This is a genomic window from Lentzea fradiae (genome assembly GCF_900100955.1).
GTDB lineage: Bacteria > Actinomycetota > Actinomycetes > Mycobacteriales > Pseudonocardiaceae > Lentzea > Lentzea fradiae.
This window is the reverse complement of sequence record NZ_FNCC01000002.1, coordinates 200,203-218,905: the sequence shown is the minus strand read 5'-3', so window position 1 is coordinate 218,905 and position 18,703 is coordinate 200,203. Positions and strand designations below refer to the sequence as shown.

The following is an 18,703-nucleotide window of genomic DNA, read 5'->3' as shown; positions in this document are numbered from 1 at the left end:
CCTGCGGTTCTGCCTGAGGCAACCGTCACGGCGGAGATGACGGCGACACTCAAATCGTCCCTTTTGGACACCGAAAGCGTCTTGTTTGGACAATTGAGACGTCTTGATTGGACGGTTTTCCTGAAATTCACAATCGACGGCGAAGCCTTTTCCTGGCGCCGCAGGGGTTTCCGGCGGCTGCCGGATCAGCCGCCCGCGGAACCGGCAGCCTCGTCGATCAGCCCGTCCACCTGGTGCAGCATCCGGCGGTTGTCGGTGGGGGTGAACGTGCTCCACGGCGGCTGGCCGTTCGACGCACGGCGCTGCTGCAGGTACCGGCCCTCTTCGGTGTCGAAGAACGCGACGACGCGCTCCGGCCGGCAGCGCTTGCCGTACTTGTCGCGGGCGGCGGCACCGAAGTTGCCGGTGTGCTGGATGCCGGTGAACATCTTCACCAGCGCCTTGGCGTCGTCCTCACGCAGGCCGACGCCGCGGAACTCGGCCTCCAGCGACTTCGGCGAGCCGTCGGTCCGGGAGATCGCCCTCTCGACGTCGGCGCTCGGCAGCGTCACCGACAGTCCGGTTCCGGCGGGGTGCGCGGGGAGCACGGACAGCACCGCGGAGGCGAGCCCGGAGCCCTCCCACGGCTGGAACGTCAGCTGGTCGTCCCGCATCGTCGCGAGCGCGACCCGGTCGCCGTTCGCCACGGCGAGGACGCGCAGGCTGTGCCCGAGCCAGAGGCGGCCGTCCGCCTCCCGCTCGGGTTTCACGAACATCCGCAGCAGCCCCTCCAGCTCACCGGAGAGGCCGCGCGAGTTGCCCAGCCCGCGGTGGTCCAGCTGCCGGTAGACGCGGTTCTCGAGCTGGAGGCGCTCGTCCCGCGTCTTACCGGGCGAAGGGACCTTGAGGACGAGCGGCATGGGACCGGCGTTCAGCCGCTCCCACACCACGTCGAACTCCTCGGCGGAGAGGGTGATCGGCTCTCTCTCCGCCGGACCGCCGAACAGGCTCATTCACGTGCTCACTCGGAGAAGCCGCCGATGACCGGCGGTGCCACCAGACGGTCGTCGCCGAACACGTCGGTGGTCTCGACCAGGTAGTCGGCCGCCTTGTGCTCGATGTCCTCCTCGCCCTGGCCACCGCGACCGTGGGCACCACCCGCGCCGACGCCCGCGGCGCCACCACGACCGGCGGCACCGGCCGCGCCACCACGACCCGCCGCGCCGCCCGCACCCGCGGGACCGCCGGCCGTGCCGCCGGGGCCGGAGCCCATGCCCGCACCCATGCCGCCGGGCTTCATCACGCCCTGCTGCGCGGACGAGCCGAGCGACCCGGACATCGGGCTGAACGCCTTGCCGCCACCGGCGCCGGGAAGACCACCGCGCAGGCCACCGCTCGTGCCCTTGCCGCCACCGGGCTGGCCGGTGTTCTGGCCGGGGTTCGGCCCACCCGGCTTGGTGCCGGGAACGCCGGTCGTGGGAGGCCGCGTGTACACGGGACCACCGGGCGGAACCGGGGTGGGAGTCGGGGTCGGGGCAGGCGTCGGCAGACCCGTCACCGGGGGAGGCGTGCTCACCGGCGGCGAGACCGGCGGCTGCGTCCAGGAGACGTGCGTGGTGTTGGTCGGCGTCGAGGTCGGCGGCGTCCACGTCGGCGAGACGGGGTTGCCGGTGCTCGGCGTCGGCGACGACGTCCACGACGGGGTGGTCGTCGTGCCGTTCGGCGTGTAGCCGGTCGGGGAGGTGAAGCCCACCCGCGTGCTGCCGTTGCCGGAGTCGCCCGGCGGCGGCGTGTCGATCACGACCTGCGGCGGGTTCGGGATCTCACCGAGCGTCGAGGAGTTCCAGCGGCTGTCGGCCTGGTAGTCCTCCATGACCTTGACGGCCTGGGCCGCCGCGTTGTCCGCCGCCGCCTCCTGCCGCTCGTGGTCGAGCTGCTGGCTCACGACGTGCGCCATGCCGACCGGGCCGGTCAGCGCGCCCGCCGCGATGTCGAGCAGGCCGGGCTTCTCGGTCGTGACGGGCACGACCTCGGGCATCTTCTTGCGCGCGTCGGCGATGAACTCGCCCTGCAGGCGCGCGGAGCTCTCCATCGTGGTCGCGCCGGTCTCGGCGAACCCGGCCCACTCGGCCAGCGGCGACAGCGCGGTCTGCGCCGTGTCGGAGGCGTCGGACTCCCAGTCCGCGCCCATCTTGGCGAGGCCCTCGTGCAGGTCGCCGTCGATCTGCGCGAGCGTCGCGGCGATCTGCTTCCAGCCCTGCTCCACCGGGATCGAGGCGGAGACGCCGGGACCGGAGTTGATCATCTTGTACAGCTCGGGGTGTCCGTACCCCTGGAAGCGGTGCTCGGTCATCGGTCAGGCCCCCTCTCTCAGTCCTGGTCCCGCAGGTGCTTGCCCCACATGGCCGCGTTGTCGCCCTCGATCAGGCGGTACTGCTCCTCGATCATCGTCAGCTGCTCGATCACGCCGACGAGCTGGGCGCGGTAGGTCTTGAGCGCGGTCAGCGCCTTGTCCGAGGTCTGCTCGTTGAACGCCTTCGCCGTCTCACCGCTGATCGGGTCGGCCGCCCAGGGGCGCGTCGGCAGGTCGTGGACAGCCGGCTTGATCTTGGCGTCGAACTCGTCGAGGGCACGCTGGAACGCGGCCCGCGCCTGCGGGATGGCGTGTGGCTCGACCTTCAGCTTGCGCTGCCCGAACTCCGGCGGCGCCGAACGGCCGCCTCCTCCGTCCGCGAGATGCACGGCACACCCTCCTCGGTACGGCCCCCCAGTTTTGGGCCGCGTGTGCTTTTGGAACGACTTTAGCTCTGATGCATGACGCGAGTGACCGGTTCCCGGTACAAGCGAGTAGTTCTGCTCATCCGTCAGCGAGTCGCGAGGACGGGCCCGACCGCGTTCGCGAGCCCGGTCGCCCGTTCGCAGGCCCCGTCCACAGTGGCTCCGTCCTCTCCGAACCCTCCGACAGCGTTCACCAGCAACAACTGCCCGTCATTGGCATCGACGTAAACATCGCAGGCCGGACCGGCGGCGGTGTCGCGCTTGTCGACGTACGCCGGGTAGCCCGCGACCCGCACCGCGGCGAGCTCCGCCTCACCGATCGTCTGCTTGAGCCGGTCGACACCGCCGTTGAGCAGTGTGTAGATCGACGAAGAGTACGCGGGATCTTCGTAGTTGTTGCTGCACGTCTTGCTTCCCTCGCCGTAGTCGGGCAGAGGGTCGCGCGGCGTCACCAGACGGACACCGAGCGCGGTCTTCACCTCGTCGGTGTAGAGCGAGCACGGGTCGAGCGCCGTGAGGTCGACCGACTTGGGCCTGTTCATGGCGCGGGAACCGGTCGAGGTCCCGGTCGACGGTCCGGCCGTCGGCGTGGGGCCACCCGACTCGGGCGTCCCCGGTTCCGTCGACGTGCACCCGGTCAGGACCGCTGCCAGCAGAAATGGGACGGCGAGACGACGCATGCGGGTCAACGTACCGAATGGACCCGCGGCCGTGGCCGGGGACGGTGTGGCCTGCGCCACTTCACCGTCCCCGTGCGGTCAGCTCCCGTAGCGGTTCACGACGACGTCGGGCCGTTCCACGGGACGGCCCGCGTCGAGCGACCACGCCAGCCGCACGTACTGCGCGTGCGTCCAGGCGAGCGGGGTGGCCGACGTCGTCCCCCTGCCGTTCCACACCTGCTCGGGCAGCATGAGGCCGCTGTTCGCGACGGCCGCGATCTGCCGCAGGCGCTGGGCGGCGGTCGCCTTGTCGCCGGCGAGCAGCTCGTACTCGCCGCGTTCGCCGCTCAGCAACGGCCACAGCCGCCCGTACGTGCGCGTCGGAACCGGGAAGTTGATGCCCCACGGACCGCCGTCCGCGGTCTCGCCGAAGCCGTCCTGGGTGAACCGGTGCCAGTAGCCCTGCTCCTTCAGCTGCCGGTCCACGACCTTCACGGTGTTGGTGACGACCGGGTCGTCCGCCCGCTTGAGCCCCAGCCTGACCAGTTCGAGGAAGCTGGGGTCGACGACGGCGCGCTGGTCGATGTCGGCGGGGTTGTTGTCGCCGAGGTTGTACTTCGTGGGGGCGTCGGGGTTTCCGTCCTTGGTGACGCGCAGGTAGTACGGCTTGGGCTCGTACGGGCCGGTCCGCGTCGCCGTCCACCCGTCGACCTTCCGCTGCCAGTCGTCGGCCACGGCCAGGTACCGGTCGCCGTTCTCCCCGTTGCGCCGCACCAGGTCCGCGAAGCAGACCAGCCCGGCGACGGCCGAGGCGATGGTGGCGGGCGAGTAGCCGTCCTGGTTCTCCCACCGCTCCTGCTCGCTGAACGGGGCGTTCGGGTAGCTCAGCAGGTAGTCCGCCGACAGCCGCAGTGCGTCCATTGTGGACTCATCGCGGCGGTCGAGATGCCACGCGAGCAGCAGCGGTGCGGCGACCTGGTCGAGCTGGACCTTCGTCCACACCGGGGTGCCGTCGACCCGCGTGTTCTGCGGCAGGTGGCCGTCGGGCTGCTGCTGTTCGCGCAGCATGAAGTCCAGGGAGCGCTCGGCGAACCCGCGGTCGCCCGCGGCGATCATGGCCGTGGACACGTGGTAGAGGTCGCGCGGCCAGACCAGCGCGTACGGGCCGAGCTCCGGCGCCAGCTCGCGGTCGGTGCCGAACGCCCACGGGAAGCTCGGCGAGGCGATCGACGCGCCGGGGTGCGTCTTGTCCTCCGTGGCGGCCAGCACCATCACCGACATGTCGTAAAGCCTGCGGTCAGCCGACTTCGGCCGCTCCAGCCCGTCCAGATAGGTGCGCCAGCCCTGCGCGTACTCCCGCGCCGCCGCGCCGAACCCCTTGCGCAGCGCGGCCTTCGCCACGCCCTCGCCGAAACCGACGACGAACGTGCCGTGCGCGTGCCGCACCGGCTCGGTCGGCAACGTGCTGACGACCTCGCCGGTGCCGCCGTTCAGCGGCACGTGGTCGATCGACAACCGGACGGGCCGCTGGGCGGTGACCTCCACCTCGGCCAGCACGGCCGCCCGCTGCGGGTCGGTGACGTAGGTGATCTCGCCGTGCCAGCCGTCGCCGCGCAGCCGTTGCCGGAACGTCAACGATTTCGTGTCAGCGGGTTCGGTGTGCGCCTGCCCCGGTTTCCCGTCGACCAGCAGCCGCGTCTCGCGGGTCGCGGGCGTGCTCAGGTCCGGGTGGAAGATCTCCGAAAGTCCCTGGTGGCCCAGGGTGAACCAGACGGGGCTGGCGGTGGACCTGGCCGTGCCGAACGCCTGTTTGTCCGCGGGCAGCGGCACCACCTCGGCCGCCGCGCGGGCGACCGGTGCGGACATGACGAGCAGGAGCACGACCAGGGCCAGTGGCTTCATGCCCTTTCGTGTTCCCCGCTCTAAAGATCACCACGCAACAGGCTGTCGATGTTCTCCGGCGGCCCCGGCCGGGCGAAGAACCAGCCCTGGCCCGTGTCGCAGCCCAGCCGCCGCAGCCGGGCGGCCTGCGCGGGCGTCTCGACGCCCTCGGCCGTGACGCCCAGCGAGAGCGCGTGCGCGAGCTGGACCAGCGTCGCGACGATCTGCGAGTCGACCGGGTCCTCCTCGTTCTCGGCTCGCAGACCCTCCATGAACGAGCCCGCGATCTTCAGCTCGTGCACCGGCAGGTGCTTGAGGTAGGCGAGGTTCGAGTAGCCGGTGCCGAAGTCGTCGATCGCGATGCGCACCCCCATGTCGCACAACGCCCGCAGCGCCTCCAGCGGCTCGTCCGCGGTGCCCATGATCGCCGACTCGGTCAGCTCCAGCTGCAGGTGGTGCGGCGGCAGCGCGCACTCGTCGAGGATGCGCTTGACGTCGCGGACCAGCTCGGGGTCGCGGGACTGCCGCACGGCGAGGTTCACCGACACGAACGGCGCCGCGTCGCCGAACTCCTCCAGCCAGCGCCGCGCCTCCTCGCACGCCTTGCGCAGCACCCAGCGCCCCAGCGAGACGATCAGGCCCGTCTCCTCGGCGAGCTCGATGAACCGGTCCGGTGCCAGCCGCCCGAACTCCGGGTGCTGCCAGCGCACCAGCGCCTCGACGCCCGCCACCCGCGAGTCCTGCAAGCGCACCAGCGGCTGGTACTCGACGTAGAACTCACCGCGTTCCAACGCACGCGGCATGGTGGCGGACAACGTGAAGCGGGCGACCTCCTTGGCGTTGCGCTCCGGGTCGTACATCGCCCAGCGCGCCTTGCCGTCCGCCTTCGCCCAGTACAGCGTGATGTCCGCGTCGCGCATCAGGTCCGCCGACGTGGTGCCGGACAGCTGCCGTTCGACGATGCCGATCGACGCCGACACCGACAGCTCGTGGCCCGCGATGCGGATCGGCGCCTCCAGCTCGGTCAGCACCCTGGCCGCCACGTCGACGATGTCCTGCTCACCGGACGAGCCCTCGACCAGGATCACGAACTCGTCGCCGCCCATGCGCGCGACCAGCTTGCCCTCGCCCGACACGGAGTGGTCGAGCCGGCGGCCCACCTCGACCAGCAGCTGGTCGCCCGTGTCGTGGCCGAGCGAGTCGTTGATGACCTTGAAGCCGTCCAGGTCGAGGTAGCAGAGCCCGGCCCGCAGGTGCTTGCCGCGGTTGTTGAACACGCGCCCGAGCCGTTCGAGGAACAGCGCCCGGTTCGGCAGCCCGGTCAGCGGGTCGTGCAACGCCTGGTAGCGCAGGCGGTTCTGCAGCAGGTGCCGGTCGGTGACGTCCTCGATCATCGCCACCTGGTACTGCGGGTCACCGTGGTCGTCGCGGACCAGCGACAGCGTGAGGTGCGTCCACACCTGCTCGCCGTCGGCCCGGTGGAAGCGCTTCTCCGCCCGGTAGTGGTCGCACTCGCCGGTGATGAGCTGGTCGTAGAGGCGCCACACGCTGCCCGCGTCCTCGGGGTGCATGAGGTCGCGCATGTTGTACTGCCGCATCTCCTCGACGGAGAACCCCAGCATGTCCTGCAACGCCTGGTTCGCGTCCAGGATCCGGCCGTCGACGTCGGCGATGCCGATGCCGATCGCGGCCTCGGTGAACATCGCCCTGAACCGCGCCTCCGACGCCCGCAGCATCGCCTCCGCCTGGTCGCGGGCGTCCAGCACGGCGGCCCTGATGGCCTCCTGCTCGGCGAGCGTGCGTTCCCGCAGCGCGCGGGCGTACCCGGCCGACAGCGAGCCCTGCAACGCGGCGAGCCGGCTTCGCAGCTTCTCGTCGTCGGGGAAACCCAGCTCCACCAGCAGGCCGTCGCCGAGCAGCTGGATGGTGCGGCCCAGCGTGTCGGTGCCGGTGAAGTGCGCGTCGACCAGCCGGGAGCCGATCTCGTAGCCGGGCGCGGTGCGGAACGGGGTGGCGAAGAGCGCCTCGACGAGCAGCTCGGTGAGGTCCTGCAGGTGCTGCGCGACCTCGGCCCGCGTCATCGGGACGTAGCTCGACCCGATGACCGCCGTCGCCCAGCTGCGCGCGAACGCCTCCGCACCGGCCAGCACGGCCGGATCCGGAGTCGGGCGGCCCTCACCCACCCGCCGGTCAACCCGTCCGGTCATCTGCTCGGCCCTGACACCACGAACGCGCAGCATACGGGCGGTTGCCCTCCGCAGTCATCTCCGGACCACCCGGCCCACCGCCGCGAAGCCGGGAAAGCGCCGATCCGGCTCCCCGACGTCCGCCGGGGACTCCGGGTGCCAGGCCGGTACCCGCACCACACCGGGCTCCACCAGCGCGAACCCGTCGAACAGGCGGGTGATCTCCTCCCGGTCGCGCAACGTCGACCGCGTGACCTGGCGGTCGTAGATCCGGCGCGCCTCGACGGAGGCCGCCGACTCCACGTCGGTCTCGTCGTAGCCCGCGTGGGACAGCGCGAGGTAGCTGCCGGGCGCCAGGTGGTCGCGATAGCGGCCGATGATGCCCCACGGGTCTTCCTCGTCCGACACGAAGTGCAGCAGCGCGATCATCAGCACGCCGACCGGCCGGGTGAAGTCGAGCCGCTCGGTCACCTCCGGTGAGCAGAGCACGCCCAGCGCGTCGCGCACGTCGGCCTGCAGCACGCTCACCCGGTCGTTGCCGCTGAGCAGCGACCGGCTGTGCGCGACGGCGACCGGGTCGATGTCGACGTAGACGACCCCGGCGTCCGGGTGGGCGGCCTGGGCGATCTCGTGCACGTTGCCGACGGTCGGGATGCCGGAGCCGAGGTCGAGGAACTGCCGCACGCCCCTGGCGAGCAGGAAGCGGACCGCCCGGCGGAGGAACGCGCGGTGGTTGAGCACCACGGTCCTGATCTCGGGCATCTTCTCGAGCATGCTCTGCGCGGTGGCCCTGTCCGCGGCGAAGTTGTGCGCCCCGCCCAGCCAGTAGTCGTACACGCGCGCGACGCTCGGCCGTTCCAGGTCGATGTCCCCCGGCGCCCAGTTCGGCCGCTCCACCCGCTCACCCCACTAGCGTTCGGATCCGTTCCGCCCCATGATGCACCCGCCCGTTGGCAGAATGCGGACCTCGTGAAGAAAAGTTTGCTGCTGTCCACGATCCTCGCCTCCATCGGCGCGTTTCTGCTGGTCGGCGGCGCATTGCTGCTGGTGGACCCGAACGCGCCGAAGCACGAGGCGATCAAGACCGGTGGTCTCGCCGGCGGCGCGATCGTCGCCCTGTACGCGTTGTGGCTCAACGACCGGCGCCGCAAGGTCGAGGAAGCGCGCCAGGACCTGGAGCGCCAGCGCATCGAGCACGACAGGTCCCGCGTGGCCGACGAACGGTTCGCGCGCGCCGTCGAGCTGCTCGGCCACGAGACCGCACAGGTGCGGGTGGGCGCGATGCACGCGCTGGCCGGCCTGGCGAAGTCCAGGGTCGAGTACACGCAGACCGTGCTCGACATCCTGTGCGCGTACCTGCGGCGGCCGTTCAAGAAACGGGCGGAGGACACCGACCGGGACGCGACCGAGATCGAGCTGGAGGTCCGGCTCACCTCGCAGCGGCTGATCGAGGACCTGCTGCCGCGGCTGGAGGAGAAGAACCCGCCGCTCTACGACCTCAACCTCACCAAGGCGCACCTGGAGTTCATGGACCTGTCGTACCGGCAGGTCGGTGACCTGTACCTGCGGGTCGCCACGTTCGAGGACTCGACCTCCTTCCACCACATGGTGGTCCACGGCCACTTCTACGTCACCGAGGCGACGGCGAACGGCCGTTTCCACATGCACCACACCGAGATCCGCGGCAAGGCGTGGTTCAGCCGGTTCACGTCGAACGGGCTGGCGGTGTTCACGGACACGAAGTTCGGCGGTGAGACCAAGTTCGCGGGCTCGCGGTGGGCCGACGTGAAGGCGGACGGCTGTACGTTCGCCGTGGAACCCGATCTTCCGGACGCGTGGAGGAACTGACGTGAAGTGGTTGCTCGCGGTCCTCTCCGCGGCCCTGGTCACCGCCGGCACCGCGGTGGCGCTGTGGATGGTCAAGGCGCCGCCGGTGGAGATCGTGAAGACCGCCGGGGTCGCGGGCGGTGCCGTCGTGGCGCTGTACGCGTTGTGGCTCAACGACCGCAAGCACCTCCTGGAGGCCGAGAAGGTCGCCGACGAACGGTTCGCGCGTTCGGTCGAGATGCTGGGCAACGAGGCCGACCAGGTGCGGGTGGGCGCGATGCACGCGCTGGTGTGGCTCGCGAACTCCGAGCGGCGCTACACGCAGACCGTGCTCGACGTCCTGTGCGCGTACCTGCGCCGCCCGTTCCACCACCCGTCGTGGGACGGCAACGCCGCCGACCCGGACACGGTGTTCACCGAGGTCTCACCGGAGATCCAGCGGGAGCAACAGGTCCGGCGCACCGCGCAGCGCCTGATCAGCGACCTGTTGTCGTGGGGCGACAAGAAGAAGGAGTACTACGACCTCGACCTGACCGGTGCCGCGCTGGAGTACCTGCGGCTGGAAGGCAGGCGGGTCAACAGGTTCATCGCGCGCAGGGCGCACTTCTACGGCATCACCGAGTTCCGGAGGCTGCACGTCCGCAGGACGACGTTGTTCTCCGGCGCGACCTTCCACGGCAGGCTGTCCCTGCCCGAGGCGCACTTCGAGGGCGGCATCGCGTTCACCGAGGTCACCTTCGAGCAGCGGGTCGACTTCCGCGGCGCGAAGGTCGGCACGTTCCTGGCCCTCACGGACCCGGCACCGCCCGAGCAGCGCGGTGAGCTGGAGGTGCTGGAGGGCACGGCGATGCGGACCCTGCACGAGGGCTGGGCGCTAGCCGGCAGCCCTCAGCCGTCCGGCCCGCGCCTGGAAAACCAGGTCGAGCAGGACGACGGCGGCCGCGCCGACGTCGTCGCCCGTGACGGCGACGGTCTCGGCGACGGGAACGTCCCCGCTCAGCCCGACGAAGTGCACGCGGTCGGTCTTGACGGTGAAGGACTGCGGGACGAGGGCGACCCCCAGCCCGAAGGCCACGAAGTCAAGAAGTGAGTGCACGTCGTTGACCTCGACGGCGACCCGGCGTTCGACACCGGCGGCGGCCAGAGCCCGGTCCGCCTCGTCGCGGGTGCCCCAGTCGGGGTTGAAGTCGACGAAAGGCTGACCGGCCAGCTCGGCCAGGCCGACGGACTCCCGCCGGGCGAACGGGCTCTCCGGCGCGCACGCGAGCACCAGGGGCTCACTGGCCAAAGTGGACACCCGCAGGTCGTCGGCGATCTTCGGCTGCCGCGTGACGAACGCGAGGTCGAGCCGGCCCGCGCGGACCTCCTCCACCAACTCGGCGTTGCCGGACTGCCGCATCCGCAGCTCCACGCCGGGGTGGATCTCGTGGAACCGCGCCAGCACCGCGGGCAGGTGCACGACGTGCAGGCACTGCAGGCTGCCCACCGACAACGTGCCGCGCCGCAGCCCCCGCACCGCGGCCACCGCGTCGCGCGCCGACTCGACGCTGCACAGCGCCTTGCGCGCCTCCGGCAGCAGCGCCTGCCCGGCCTGGGTCAGCTCGACCTGCCGGGTGGTGCGCAGGAACAACGGAGCGCCCAGCTCCACCTCCAGCGCGCGGATCGACGCCGACAGACCGGACTGGGCGATGCGCAAGCGTTTGGCAGCCCTGGTGAAGTGGCACTCCTCGGCAACCGCGAGGAAGTGCTCCAGCTGTCTGAGCTCCACGATTCATCACCCACGTTGCTGAATGGGATCACATCCTTGCGTTGGACAGCTTAATCGAAAGGGTCCAGAGTGGTGGTCATGCAGAAGCGTCGCATCGGGGAAACGGAAGTCAGCGCCATCGGCCTGGGCGGGATGCCGATGTCCATCCAGGGGAGGCCGGACCGCGCGCGGTCGATCGAGACCATCCACGCCGCGCTCGACGCGGGCGTGACGTTCATCGACACCGCCGACGCCTACTCGCTCGACGACAGCGACTTCGGGCACAACGAGGAGCTGATCGCCGAGGCGCTGAAGGGCCGTTCGGAAGAGGTGTTCGTGGCCACCAAGGGCGGCCACACCCGCGAGGCCGGTGGCGGCTGGGCCCGCGACGGCAGGCCCGAGTACCTGCGCCAGGCCGTCGACGGGTCGCTGCGCAGGCTCGGCGTCGAGCAGATCTTCCTGTACCAGTTCCACCGGCCGGACCCGAACGTGCCGATCACCGAGTCGGTCGGCGTCCTCGGCGAGCTGCTGGACAGCGGCAAGATCCGCTACGCGGGCGTCTCGAACTTCAACCCCGAGGAGATCGTCCAGGCCAACGAGGTCCTCGGCGGGCGGCTCTCGTCCGTGCAGAACCAGTTCTCGCCGTCGTTCCGGTCGAGCGAGCCGGAGCTGGAGCTGTGCGACAAGCTCGGCATCGCGTTCCTGCCGTGGAGCCCGTTCGGCGGCATCAGCAAGGCGGGGTCGCTGAGCGGCCCGTTCAAGGAGGTCGGCGACGCCCGCGGCGTGAGCGCCCACCAGGTCTGCCTCGCGTGGATGCTCGCCAAGTCCGAGGTCGTCATCCCCATTCCGGGTGCTTCCCGGCCGGCCAGCATCACCGACTCCGCCGCCGCCACCCACCTGGAGTTGACCGCCGAGGAGCTGTCCCGCCTGGACGGGTGACCCCGGTAGAAAATTCATCCGTTTGGTCGCACGATCTACTCCATGCGGACCTTGATCAGCATCGTCGCGATCGTCACCGGCCTGACGCCGGCCCCGGCCGTCGCGGAGCCCTCGCAGGAGGGCTCCGCGGACCACACCGCCGGCTCGCAGATCCTCAAGCACGAGGGCACAGACGCCCCGAGAACAGGCGAGTCACCGCCCACAGCCGGCAAGGTGCCCGGCATGGACGTCAGCAGCCACCAGGGTGACGTCGACTGGCGGGAGGCGTGGGAGGACGGGGCGCGGTTCGCCTACGTGAAGGCCACCGAGGGCACCCACTACCGGAACCCGAGGTTCACCCAGCAGTACGACGGCTCCTACCGGATCGGCATGATCCGCGGCGCCTACCACTTCGCCCTGCCCGACCGGTCGGGCGGAGCCGAGCAGGCGAGCTTCTTCGTCGGCAACGGCGGCGGCTGGTCACCCGACGGCAGGACGCTGCCGCCCGCGCTGGACCTGGAGTACAACCCGTACGGCGAGGTCTGCTACGGCATGGACCAGAAGACGATGACGGCGTGGGTGAAGTCGTTCAGCGACGAGGTCGTCGCGCGCACCGGCCGCCACCCGACGATCTACACGTCCACGACCTGGTGGAACAGGTGCGTCGGCGGCTCGGTGAAGTTCGGCGACGACCACCCGCTGTGGATCGCGCACTACAGCTCGAAGCTCGGCCCGCTGCCCGCCGGGTTCGACTTCCACACCATCTGGCAGTGGCAGGCCGAGGGCGTCTTCCCCGGCGACCAGAACCTCTTCAACGGCGCCCACCCCCAACTACAACGCCTGGCCGCCAGCTGACCCCGCCGCACGCGGGGGCCCTTCGTACTGTGTGACAGTACGAAGGGCCCCCGCGTGAGTTGAGAATCAGCCGATCGAGGGTCAGTCGAACAGGGCCGGGAGGGTGCCCTCCCACGCCTCGCGCAGCTCGTCTAGCGGCAGCTCGCCGAGGCCCTGGATCTCCAGGGCGTTCGACTCCGGGTCGACGACGCCGACCTTGCGCCACGGCAGGGCGCGCGCGGTGCACATGTCGGTGAAACGCTGCTCCTCGGTCCGCGGCACGGCGACCAGCACCCGGCCCGCGGACTCGCTGAACAGCTCGGTGAACAGGTCGCCCTCCAGGAAGACCCGCGCACCGGTCTCGCCGACCAGGCACGTCTCGACCAGCGCCTGGGCCAGACCGCCCTCGGCGAGGTCGTGCGCGGCGGAGACCATGCCGTCACGGGAACCCGCGACGAGGACCTCGCCGAGCAGCTTCTCCCGCTGCAGGTCGGCCTTCGGCGGCAGGCCGCCGAGGTGGCCGTGGACGACGTGCGCCCACTCCGACCCGCCGAACTCGTCCTTGGTCTCGCCGAGCAGCAGCAGCGTCTCGCCCGCCTCGGCCCCGATCCCGGTGGGGATGCGGCGCCGCACGTCGTCGATCACGCCGAGCACGCCCACGACCGGCGTCGGCAGGATCGCCGTGGAACCGGTCTGGTTGTAGAAGCTGACGTTGCCGCCGGTCACCGGGATGCCCAGCTCCGCGCAGCCGTCCGCGAGGCCCTTCACGGCCTGCTCGAACTGCCACATGACCGCCGGGTCCTCCGGCGAGCCGAAGTTGAGGCAGTTCGTGACGGCGACGGGCGTGGCACCGGTCGTGCTCACGTTCCGGTACGCCTCGGCCAGCGCCAGCTTCGCGCCCTCGTACGGGTCGAGCTTGGTGTAGCGGCCGTTGCAGTCGGTCGACAGGGCCACACCGCGGTGCGTCTCCTCGCCGATCCGGATCATGCCGCCGTCGCTGGGCTGCGCGAGGACCGTGCCGCCGCGGACGTAGCGGTCGTACTGCTGGGTGACCCACCGCTTGGAGGCCAGGTTGGGGCTGGCCGCCTGGGTCTTGATCAGCTCCAGCAGCTCGTCGTTCGCGGGCCGGGGCAGGCTGTCCGGCGTGTTCGCCTGCAGCTCGTCCTGGTCGGCGGGCCGCTGGATCGGCCGGTCGTACACCGGGCCCTCGTGGGCGACGGTGCGCGGCGGCACGTCCACGACGACCTCGTCGTGGTACGTGATGACCAGGCGGTCGCCTTCCGTCACCTCACCGATCTCGGTGGCGATGACGTCCCACTTGCGGCAGACCTCCATGAACGCGTCGACGTTGTGGGGCTCCACGACGGCGCACATGCGTTCCTGGGACTCGCTGGAGAGGATCTCCGCCGGGGTCATGCCGGTGGCACGCAGCGGAACCCGCTCCAGCCACACGTGCATGCCGCCGTCACCCGCGGACGCCAGCTCGCTCGTCGCGCAGGACAGGCCAGCGCCGCCGAGGTCCTGGATGCCGACGACGATGCCCTTCTCGAAGAGCTCCAGGGAGCACTCGATCAGCACCTTCTCCGTGAACGGGTCGCCGACCTGCACCGACGGCAGCTTCTTGCGCTTGCCCGCGGAGTCGTCGAACGTCTCGCTCGCCAGCACGCTGACGCCACCGATGCCGTCGAGGCCCGTGCGCGCGCCGTAGAGGATGACCTTGTTGCCGGCGCCCGACGCGTGCGCGAGGTGCAGGTCCTCGACCTTCATCGCACCGACGCACAGCGCGTTGACCAGCGGGTTGCCCTGGTACGACTCGTCGAAGACGACCTCGCCGCCGATGTTCGGCAGGCCCAGGCAGTTGCCGTAGCCGCCGACGCCCGCGACGATGCCCAGCACCACCCGCTTGGTGTCCTCGGCGTCCGGCTTGCCGAACCGCAGCGGGTCCATGACGGCCAGCGGCCGCGCACCCATCGCGAGGATGTCGCGCACGATGCCGCCGACACCCGTGGCCGCACCCTGGTAGGGCTCGACGTACGACGGGTGGTTGTGGCTCTCGACCTTGAACGTGACGGCCCAGCCGTCACCGATGTCGACGACGCCCGCGTTCTCGCCGATGCCCGCGAGCATCTTCGAGCGCATCTCGTCGGTCGTGGTCTCGCCGAAGTACTTGAGGTGCACCTTGGACGACTTGTAGGAGCAGTGCTCGCTCCACATGACCGAGTACATGGCGAGCTCGGCGTCCGTGGGCCTGCGGCCCAGGATCTCCTTGATGCGCGCGTACTCGTCGTCCTTCAGGCCCAGCTCCTTGTAGGGCTGCTCCTGGTCGGGCGTCGCCTCGGCGTTCTTGACGGTGTCGACGTTGCTCATGCCTTCACCACCGTGTCGAGCAGGGACAGGAACATGCCCAACCCGTCGTCCGTCGGGCCGGTGAGCGCGTCGATCGCGTGCTCGGGGTGCGGCATGAGACCGACGACGTTGCCCCTGGCGTTCGTGATGCCCGCGATGTTGTTGCGGCTGCCGTTGGGGTTCTCACCGACGTACCGGAAGACGATCCTGTTCTCGTCCTCCAGTTCCTTCAGCGTGTCCTCGTTCGCCTGGTAACCGCCCTCGCCGGACTTCAACGGCACGAGGATCTCGGCGCCCTGGTCGTACCGCGTGGTCCAGGCCGTCGAGTTGTTCTCGACCTTCAGCCACTGGTCGCGGCACACGAAGTGCAGCTTGTGGTTGCGCACGAGCGCACCGGGCAGCAGGTGGGCCTCGGCGAGGATCTGGAAGCCGTTGCAGATGCCCAGGACGGGCATCCCCTTGTTCGCGGCCTCGATCACCTCCTGCATGACCGGCGCGAACCGCGCGATGGCGCCGCACCGCAGGTAGTCGCCGTACGAGAAGCCACCGGGCACGATGACCGCGTCGACACCCTTGAGGTCGTGGTCGCCGTGCCACAGCGGCACGGCCTCCCCGTCGGCGTAGCGGACGGCGCGCTGCGCGTCCACGTCGTCGAGCGTGCCGGGGAAGGTGATGACACCGACCCTCATGCCTCGACCCTGCGCACGGTCCAGTCCTCGATCACGGGGTTCGCGAGGAAGGTCTCAGCGATCTTGGCGAGCGTGGCGTCGTCGACGTCGTCGGCGACCTCCAGCTCGAAGTGCTTGCCCTGGCGGACGGCGGTGATGCCGTCGAAACCGAGGCGCGGCAGCGCGTTCGCCACCGCCTGGCCTTGCGGGTCGAGAATTTCGGGCTTCGGCATGACGTCGACGACGACTCGGGCCACGACAGACTGCTCCCGGGTTTGAGGGGGCTGGCGGTACTCGCAGAGCCTACCTGACCTGGGTGTTCATCAACTCGACAGGTGTGCGGGGGCACATTCTCCAGGCACTCCACCATGGAGTGAACAAACTTGTCCTGGTCGCGGGATTTGCTAACCTCGAGCCAGCTTCGGCCCGTAAGCCGGAGAAGTGAGCACGGTGCCCGTCCGGACGGTCGGCCGCCGTGCTTCGCGCTATCTAGGGCTTTCTCGTGTCGATGATCTCGCCCACCAGCGGCTGGACCCGGCGCCGCCAGTCACCACCCGCGCCGTAGCACCAGGCCACGACATCAGCGATCCACAACAGCGGATCGTTCTGGCTGGGCACGTGCTCGTAGAACAGCCCCGTTCCCATGCCAACGGGCCGAGAGCCGTGCGGATGGTCAGCAGGTCATGATCATCCCGGACTTCTCGGCTGTCGAACACCAGGCGCGTGACACCGAGTTTCACCATGTCGCTCGTCAGCCTGGCAACGCACGTCCGGCGTGCCCGCTCTTCGCCTGTTCGACAACAAGCGAGGTAGACGTCGACGTGGACCACGGCTTGGAGCAGGGTGGACAGAATCTGCCTGCGACGCGCGGGAGTTTCCTTCTTGAAGTGCAGCCCACGCTGGTTCGGCATGCGCAACCCTGTGAGCAGCTTGCGCAGTTTGGTCAGCTGTCCGGGCGATACCACGGCCGCGGCCAGCAGGTACGTGTCGTTTCGTCGCGATTCGTCGACGAAGGCGTGCAGACTCACGGAACGTTCATCGGCCGGACCCGAACGGTCCTTCACCGAACTCATCACAACGAGGTGTTTCGCCGTCAGCAGACCGGGGTGGCACCGCGCCGCCCGCCGAAGGATGCTGGGGATCATGAAGATCCTGGTGCTCGGCGGAACCGTCTTCCTCAGCAAGGCCGTCACGGCGGAAGCAGTGCGCCGGGGCCACGACGTGGTGTGCGGCGCGCGTGGTGCCTCCGGCGGGGTGCCGGAGGGTGCCCGGCTCGTCTCGATCGACCGGAACAGGCCCGGTGCCTTCGACCAGCTCGCCGGGGAGCGGTTCGACGCCGTGGTCGACGTGGCGAAGTACTCGGTGAACTGGGTGCGGGACGCGTTGGAGGCGTTCGGGGGCACGACGCCGCACTGGACGTTCGTCTCCAGCATCTCGGTCTACGCGGACCACGCGACGGACGAGCTGCTGCCGCCGCTGGAGGACGACCCGGCCGCGGAGTTCACGGCGGAGCGGTACGGCAGCGTCAAGGTGGCCAGCGAGAACGCCGTGCGCGAGGTGGTGGCGGGGCGGGAGCTCGTCGTCAGGGCCGGGCTGATCACCGGGCCGGACGACCCGACCGACCGGTTCGGGTACTGGCCCGCCCGGCTCAGCAGGGGTGGGCGGGTCGTCGTGCCGGACAGCCCCGAGCTGGGGGTGCAGCACATCGACGTGCGGGACCTGGCGCGGTGGATCGTGTTCGCGGCCGAGGAGCGGGTCACCGGCACCTACGACGCGACCGGGCCGGTCACGCCGTTCCAGATGGCCATCGGGGAGATGGCGGGGGCGACGGCGGCGCCGGGGACGCAGCTGGTCCCCGTGAGCGAGGAGGTGTTGCGGGAGCTGGGGGTCAACCCGTGGGCGGGGCCGCGGTCGCTGCCGTTGTGGCTGCCCGCGGAGTGGGCGGGCATGGTCGGGCGCGACGTCAGCGCGGCGCTCGCCGCCGGGCTCAAGCCCCGGCCGCTCGCCGAGACCGCGCTCGCCGCGCTGGAACACGAACGCGGCCTCGGGCTGGACCGGCCCCGCAAGGCCGGGCTGACCAGCGAGGAGGAGCAGGAGATCCTCAAGGCGGTGAGCTGATCCGCGGTGATGAGGTTCGAGCCCTCACGGACTGAGAATTTCTCGTCAGTCCGGACGCCCGCGTTTGCGACCTTGACGCCCGAGCGGGTGTAGTGGTGGTGGTAGCAGGGACGTTGGAGGGTTCACCATGCGAGTTGTCCATTTCGGTCATGCCTGCGTGCTCCTCGACACGGGCGACGCGCGAATCCTGATCGACCCCGGCACGTTCTCCGCGGGGTTCGAGGAGCTGACGGACCTGGACGCGGTGCTGATCACGCACCAGCACTTCGACCACCTGGACACCGAACGGCTGCCCGCGCTGCTCGAGGCCAACCCGCAGGCCCAGTTCATCGTCGACGAGGGCACGGCGCCCACCGTCGAGAACGCCGCGGTGGCCCGCCCCGGTGACACCTTCAAGATCGGCGGCACGGGTGTGCGGGTCGTCGGCGGGCAGCACGCGATCATCCACGAGGACATCCCCGGCATCCCGAACGCCGGCTACGTGATCGGCGACGGCGCGTTCTACCACCCCGGCGACTCGCTGTTCGTGCCCGACGAGGACGTCGACGTGCTCGGCCTGCCCGCCGGTGCGCCGTGGCTGCGCACCGGGGAGGCCGTCGACTTCATGCGTGCCGTGAAGCCCCGCGTGGCCGTGCCGATCCACGAGAAGACGCTCTCGTCGCCGCAGATGGCCGTCCGGTTCTTCGACATGCTCAAGCCGGAGGGCACGGACGTCCGGCTGCTGACGCCCGGCGAGGAGACGGCGGTCTGACGCGGGCGCCG

The 18,703-nt window shown here is 70.2% G+C and carries 17 protein-coding genes and 1 pseudogene; 6 read left to right on the top strand and 12 right to left on the bottom strand.

Going from position 1 to position 18,703, the window contains the following annotated elements:
- Positions 1 to 185: 185 nt before the first annotated feature.
- From BLT23_RS05015 to BLT23_RS04985, 7 genes are all read right to left on the bottom strand, one after another.
- Positions 186 to 992, bottom strand: coding sequence for an ESX secretion-associated protein EspG (locus tag BLT23_RS05015; protein ID WP_090046116.1), 807 nt, complete (start codon positions 990 to 992; stop codon positions 186 to 188).
- Between the two features lie 8 nt (positions 993 to 1,000).
- Entirely contained in the window at positions 1,001 to 2,332 is a 1,332-nt protein-coding gene (locus tag BLT23_RS42005; protein WP_090046115.1) for a PPE domain-containing protein, read from the bottom strand.
- A gap of 17 nt (positions 2,333 to 2,349) precedes the next feature.
- The gene (locus BLT23_RS05005) at positions 2,350 to 2,721 is read right to left on the bottom strand and encodes a hypothetical protein (protein WP_090046113.1); all 372 of its coding nucleotides are present in this window, start codon (positions 2,719 to 2,721) and stop codon (positions 2,350 to 2,352) included.
- 122 nt (positions 2,722 to 2,843) lie between these two features.
- On the bottom strand, positions 2,844 to 3,437 hold the full coding sequence (locus BLT23_RS05000; RefSeq protein ID WP_090046111.1) for a DUF3558 domain-containing protein: 594 nt from the start codon (positions 3,435 to 3,437) through the stop codon (positions 2,844 to 2,846).
- A gap of 78 nt (positions 3,438 to 3,515) precedes the next feature.
- Positions 3,516 to 5,318, bottom strand: coding sequence for a glycoside hydrolase family 15 protein (locus tag BLT23_RS04995; RefSeq protein WP_090046110.1), 1,803 nt, complete (start codon positions 5,316 to 5,318; stop codon positions 3,516 to 3,518).
- 20 nt (positions 5,319 to 5,338) lie between these two features.
- Positions 5,339 to 7,504, bottom strand: a complete 2,166-nt coding sequence (locus BLT23_RS04990) for a putative bifunctional diguanylate cyclase/phosphodiesterase (RefSeq protein ID WP_176946610.1) — start codon at positions 7,502 to 7,504, stop codon at positions 5,339 to 5,341.
- A gap of 54 nt (positions 7,505 to 7,558) precedes the next feature.
- Complete coding sequence (locus tag BLT23_RS04985) at positions 7,559 to 8,380, bottom strand: SAM-dependent methyltransferase (RefSeq protein ID WP_090046108.1); 822 nt, start codon at positions 8,378 to 8,380, stop codon at positions 7,559 to 7,561.
- Between the two features lie 72 nt (positions 8,381 to 8,452).
- Here BLT23_RS04985 and BLT23_RS04980 point away from each other — a divergent pair, with 72 nt between their 5' ends.
- Both BLT23_RS04980 and BLT23_RS42230 read left to right on the top strand, forming a co-directional pair.
- Positions 8,453 to 9,331, top strand: coding sequence for a hypothetical protein (locus tag BLT23_RS04980; protein WP_090046107.1), 879 nt, complete (start codon positions 8,453 to 8,455; stop codon positions 9,329 to 9,331).
- Between the two features lie 67 nt (positions 9,332 to 9,398).
- A pseudogene (locus BLT23_RS42230) lies at positions 9,399 to 10,034 on the top strand (pentapeptide repeat-containing protein); the annotation flags it as partial.
- Between the two features lie 150 nt (positions 10,035 to 10,184).
- Here BLT23_RS42230 and BLT23_RS04970 read toward each other — a convergent pair.
- Positions 10,185 to 11,078, bottom strand: a complete 894-nt coding sequence (locus BLT23_RS04970; RefSeq protein WP_090046105.1) for a LysR family transcriptional regulator — start codon at positions 11,076 to 11,078, stop codon at positions 10,185 to 10,187.
- Positions 11,079 to 11,156: 78 nt separating this feature from the next.
- Here BLT23_RS04970 and BLT23_RS04965 point away from each other — a divergent pair, with 78 nt between their 5' ends.
- Positions 11,157 to 11,996: an aldo/keto reductase gene (locus BLT23_RS04965; protein ID WP_090046848.1), complete on the top strand. Its 840-nt coding sequence runs from the start codon at positions 11,157 to 11,159 to the stop codon at positions 11,994 to 11,996.
- Positions 11,997 to 12,038: 42 nt separating this feature from the next.
- Positions 12,039 to 12,830: a lysozyme gene (locus BLT23_RS04960; protein WP_090046103.1), complete on the top strand. Its 792-nt coding sequence runs from the start codon at positions 12,039 to 12,041 to the stop codon at positions 12,828 to 12,830.
- Between the two features lie 81 nt (positions 12,831 to 12,911).
- Here the strand turns inward: BLT23_RS04960 and purL are convergent, their stop codons facing one another.
- From purL to BLT23_RS04940, 4 genes are all read right to left on the bottom strand, one after another.
- Complete coding sequence (gene purL, locus BLT23_RS04955) at positions 12,912 to 15,176, bottom strand: phosphoribosylformylglycinamidine synthase subunit PurL (RefSeq protein ID WP_090046101.1); 2,265 nt, start codon at positions 15,174 to 15,176, stop codon at positions 12,912 to 12,914.
- Positions 15,173 to 15,844 (bottom strand): phosphoribosylformylglycinamidine synthase subunit PurQ, encoded by a 672-nt coding sequence (gene purQ / locus BLT23_RS04950; protein WP_176946609.1) that lies wholly within the window; start codon positions 15,842 to 15,844, stop codon positions 15,173 to 15,175. The genes purL and purQ overlap by 4 nt, the downstream gene beginning before the upstream one ends.
- Positions 15,841 to 16,080 (bottom strand): phosphoribosylformylglycinamidine synthase subunit PurS, encoded by a 240-nt coding sequence (gene purS, locus BLT23_RS04945; RefSeq protein WP_030465889.1) that lies wholly within the window; start codon positions 16,078 to 16,080, stop codon positions 15,841 to 15,843. The genes purQ and purS overlap by 4 nt, the downstream gene beginning before the upstream one ends.
- Positions 16,081 to 16,308: 228 nt before the next feature.
- Positions 16,309 to 16,968 carry a hypothetical protein gene (locus BLT23_RS04940; protein ID WP_245743630.1) on the bottom strand — a complete coding sequence of 220 codons (660 nt, stop codon included), beginning with the start codon at positions 16,966 to 16,968 and terminating at the stop codon, positions 16,309 to 16,311.
- On the opposite strand from BLT23_RS04940, the gene BLT23_RS04935 reads away from it, so the two are divergent.
- Positions 16,967 to 17,941 (top strand): NAD-dependent epimerase/dehydratase family protein, encoded by a 975-nt coding sequence (locus tag BLT23_RS04935; RefSeq protein ID WP_090046098.1) that lies wholly within the window; start codon positions 16,967 to 16,969, stop codon positions 17,939 to 17,941. The two genes, BLT23_RS04940 and BLT23_RS04935, sit on opposite strands and share 2 nt — an antisense overlap.
- A gap of 127 nt (positions 17,942 to 18,068) precedes the next feature.
- Entirely contained in the window at positions 18,069 to 18,692 is a 624-nt protein-coding gene (locus BLT23_RS04930; protein WP_090046096.1) for an MBL fold metallo-hydrolase, read from the top strand.
- Positions 18,693 to 18,703: the final 11 nt, after the last annotated feature.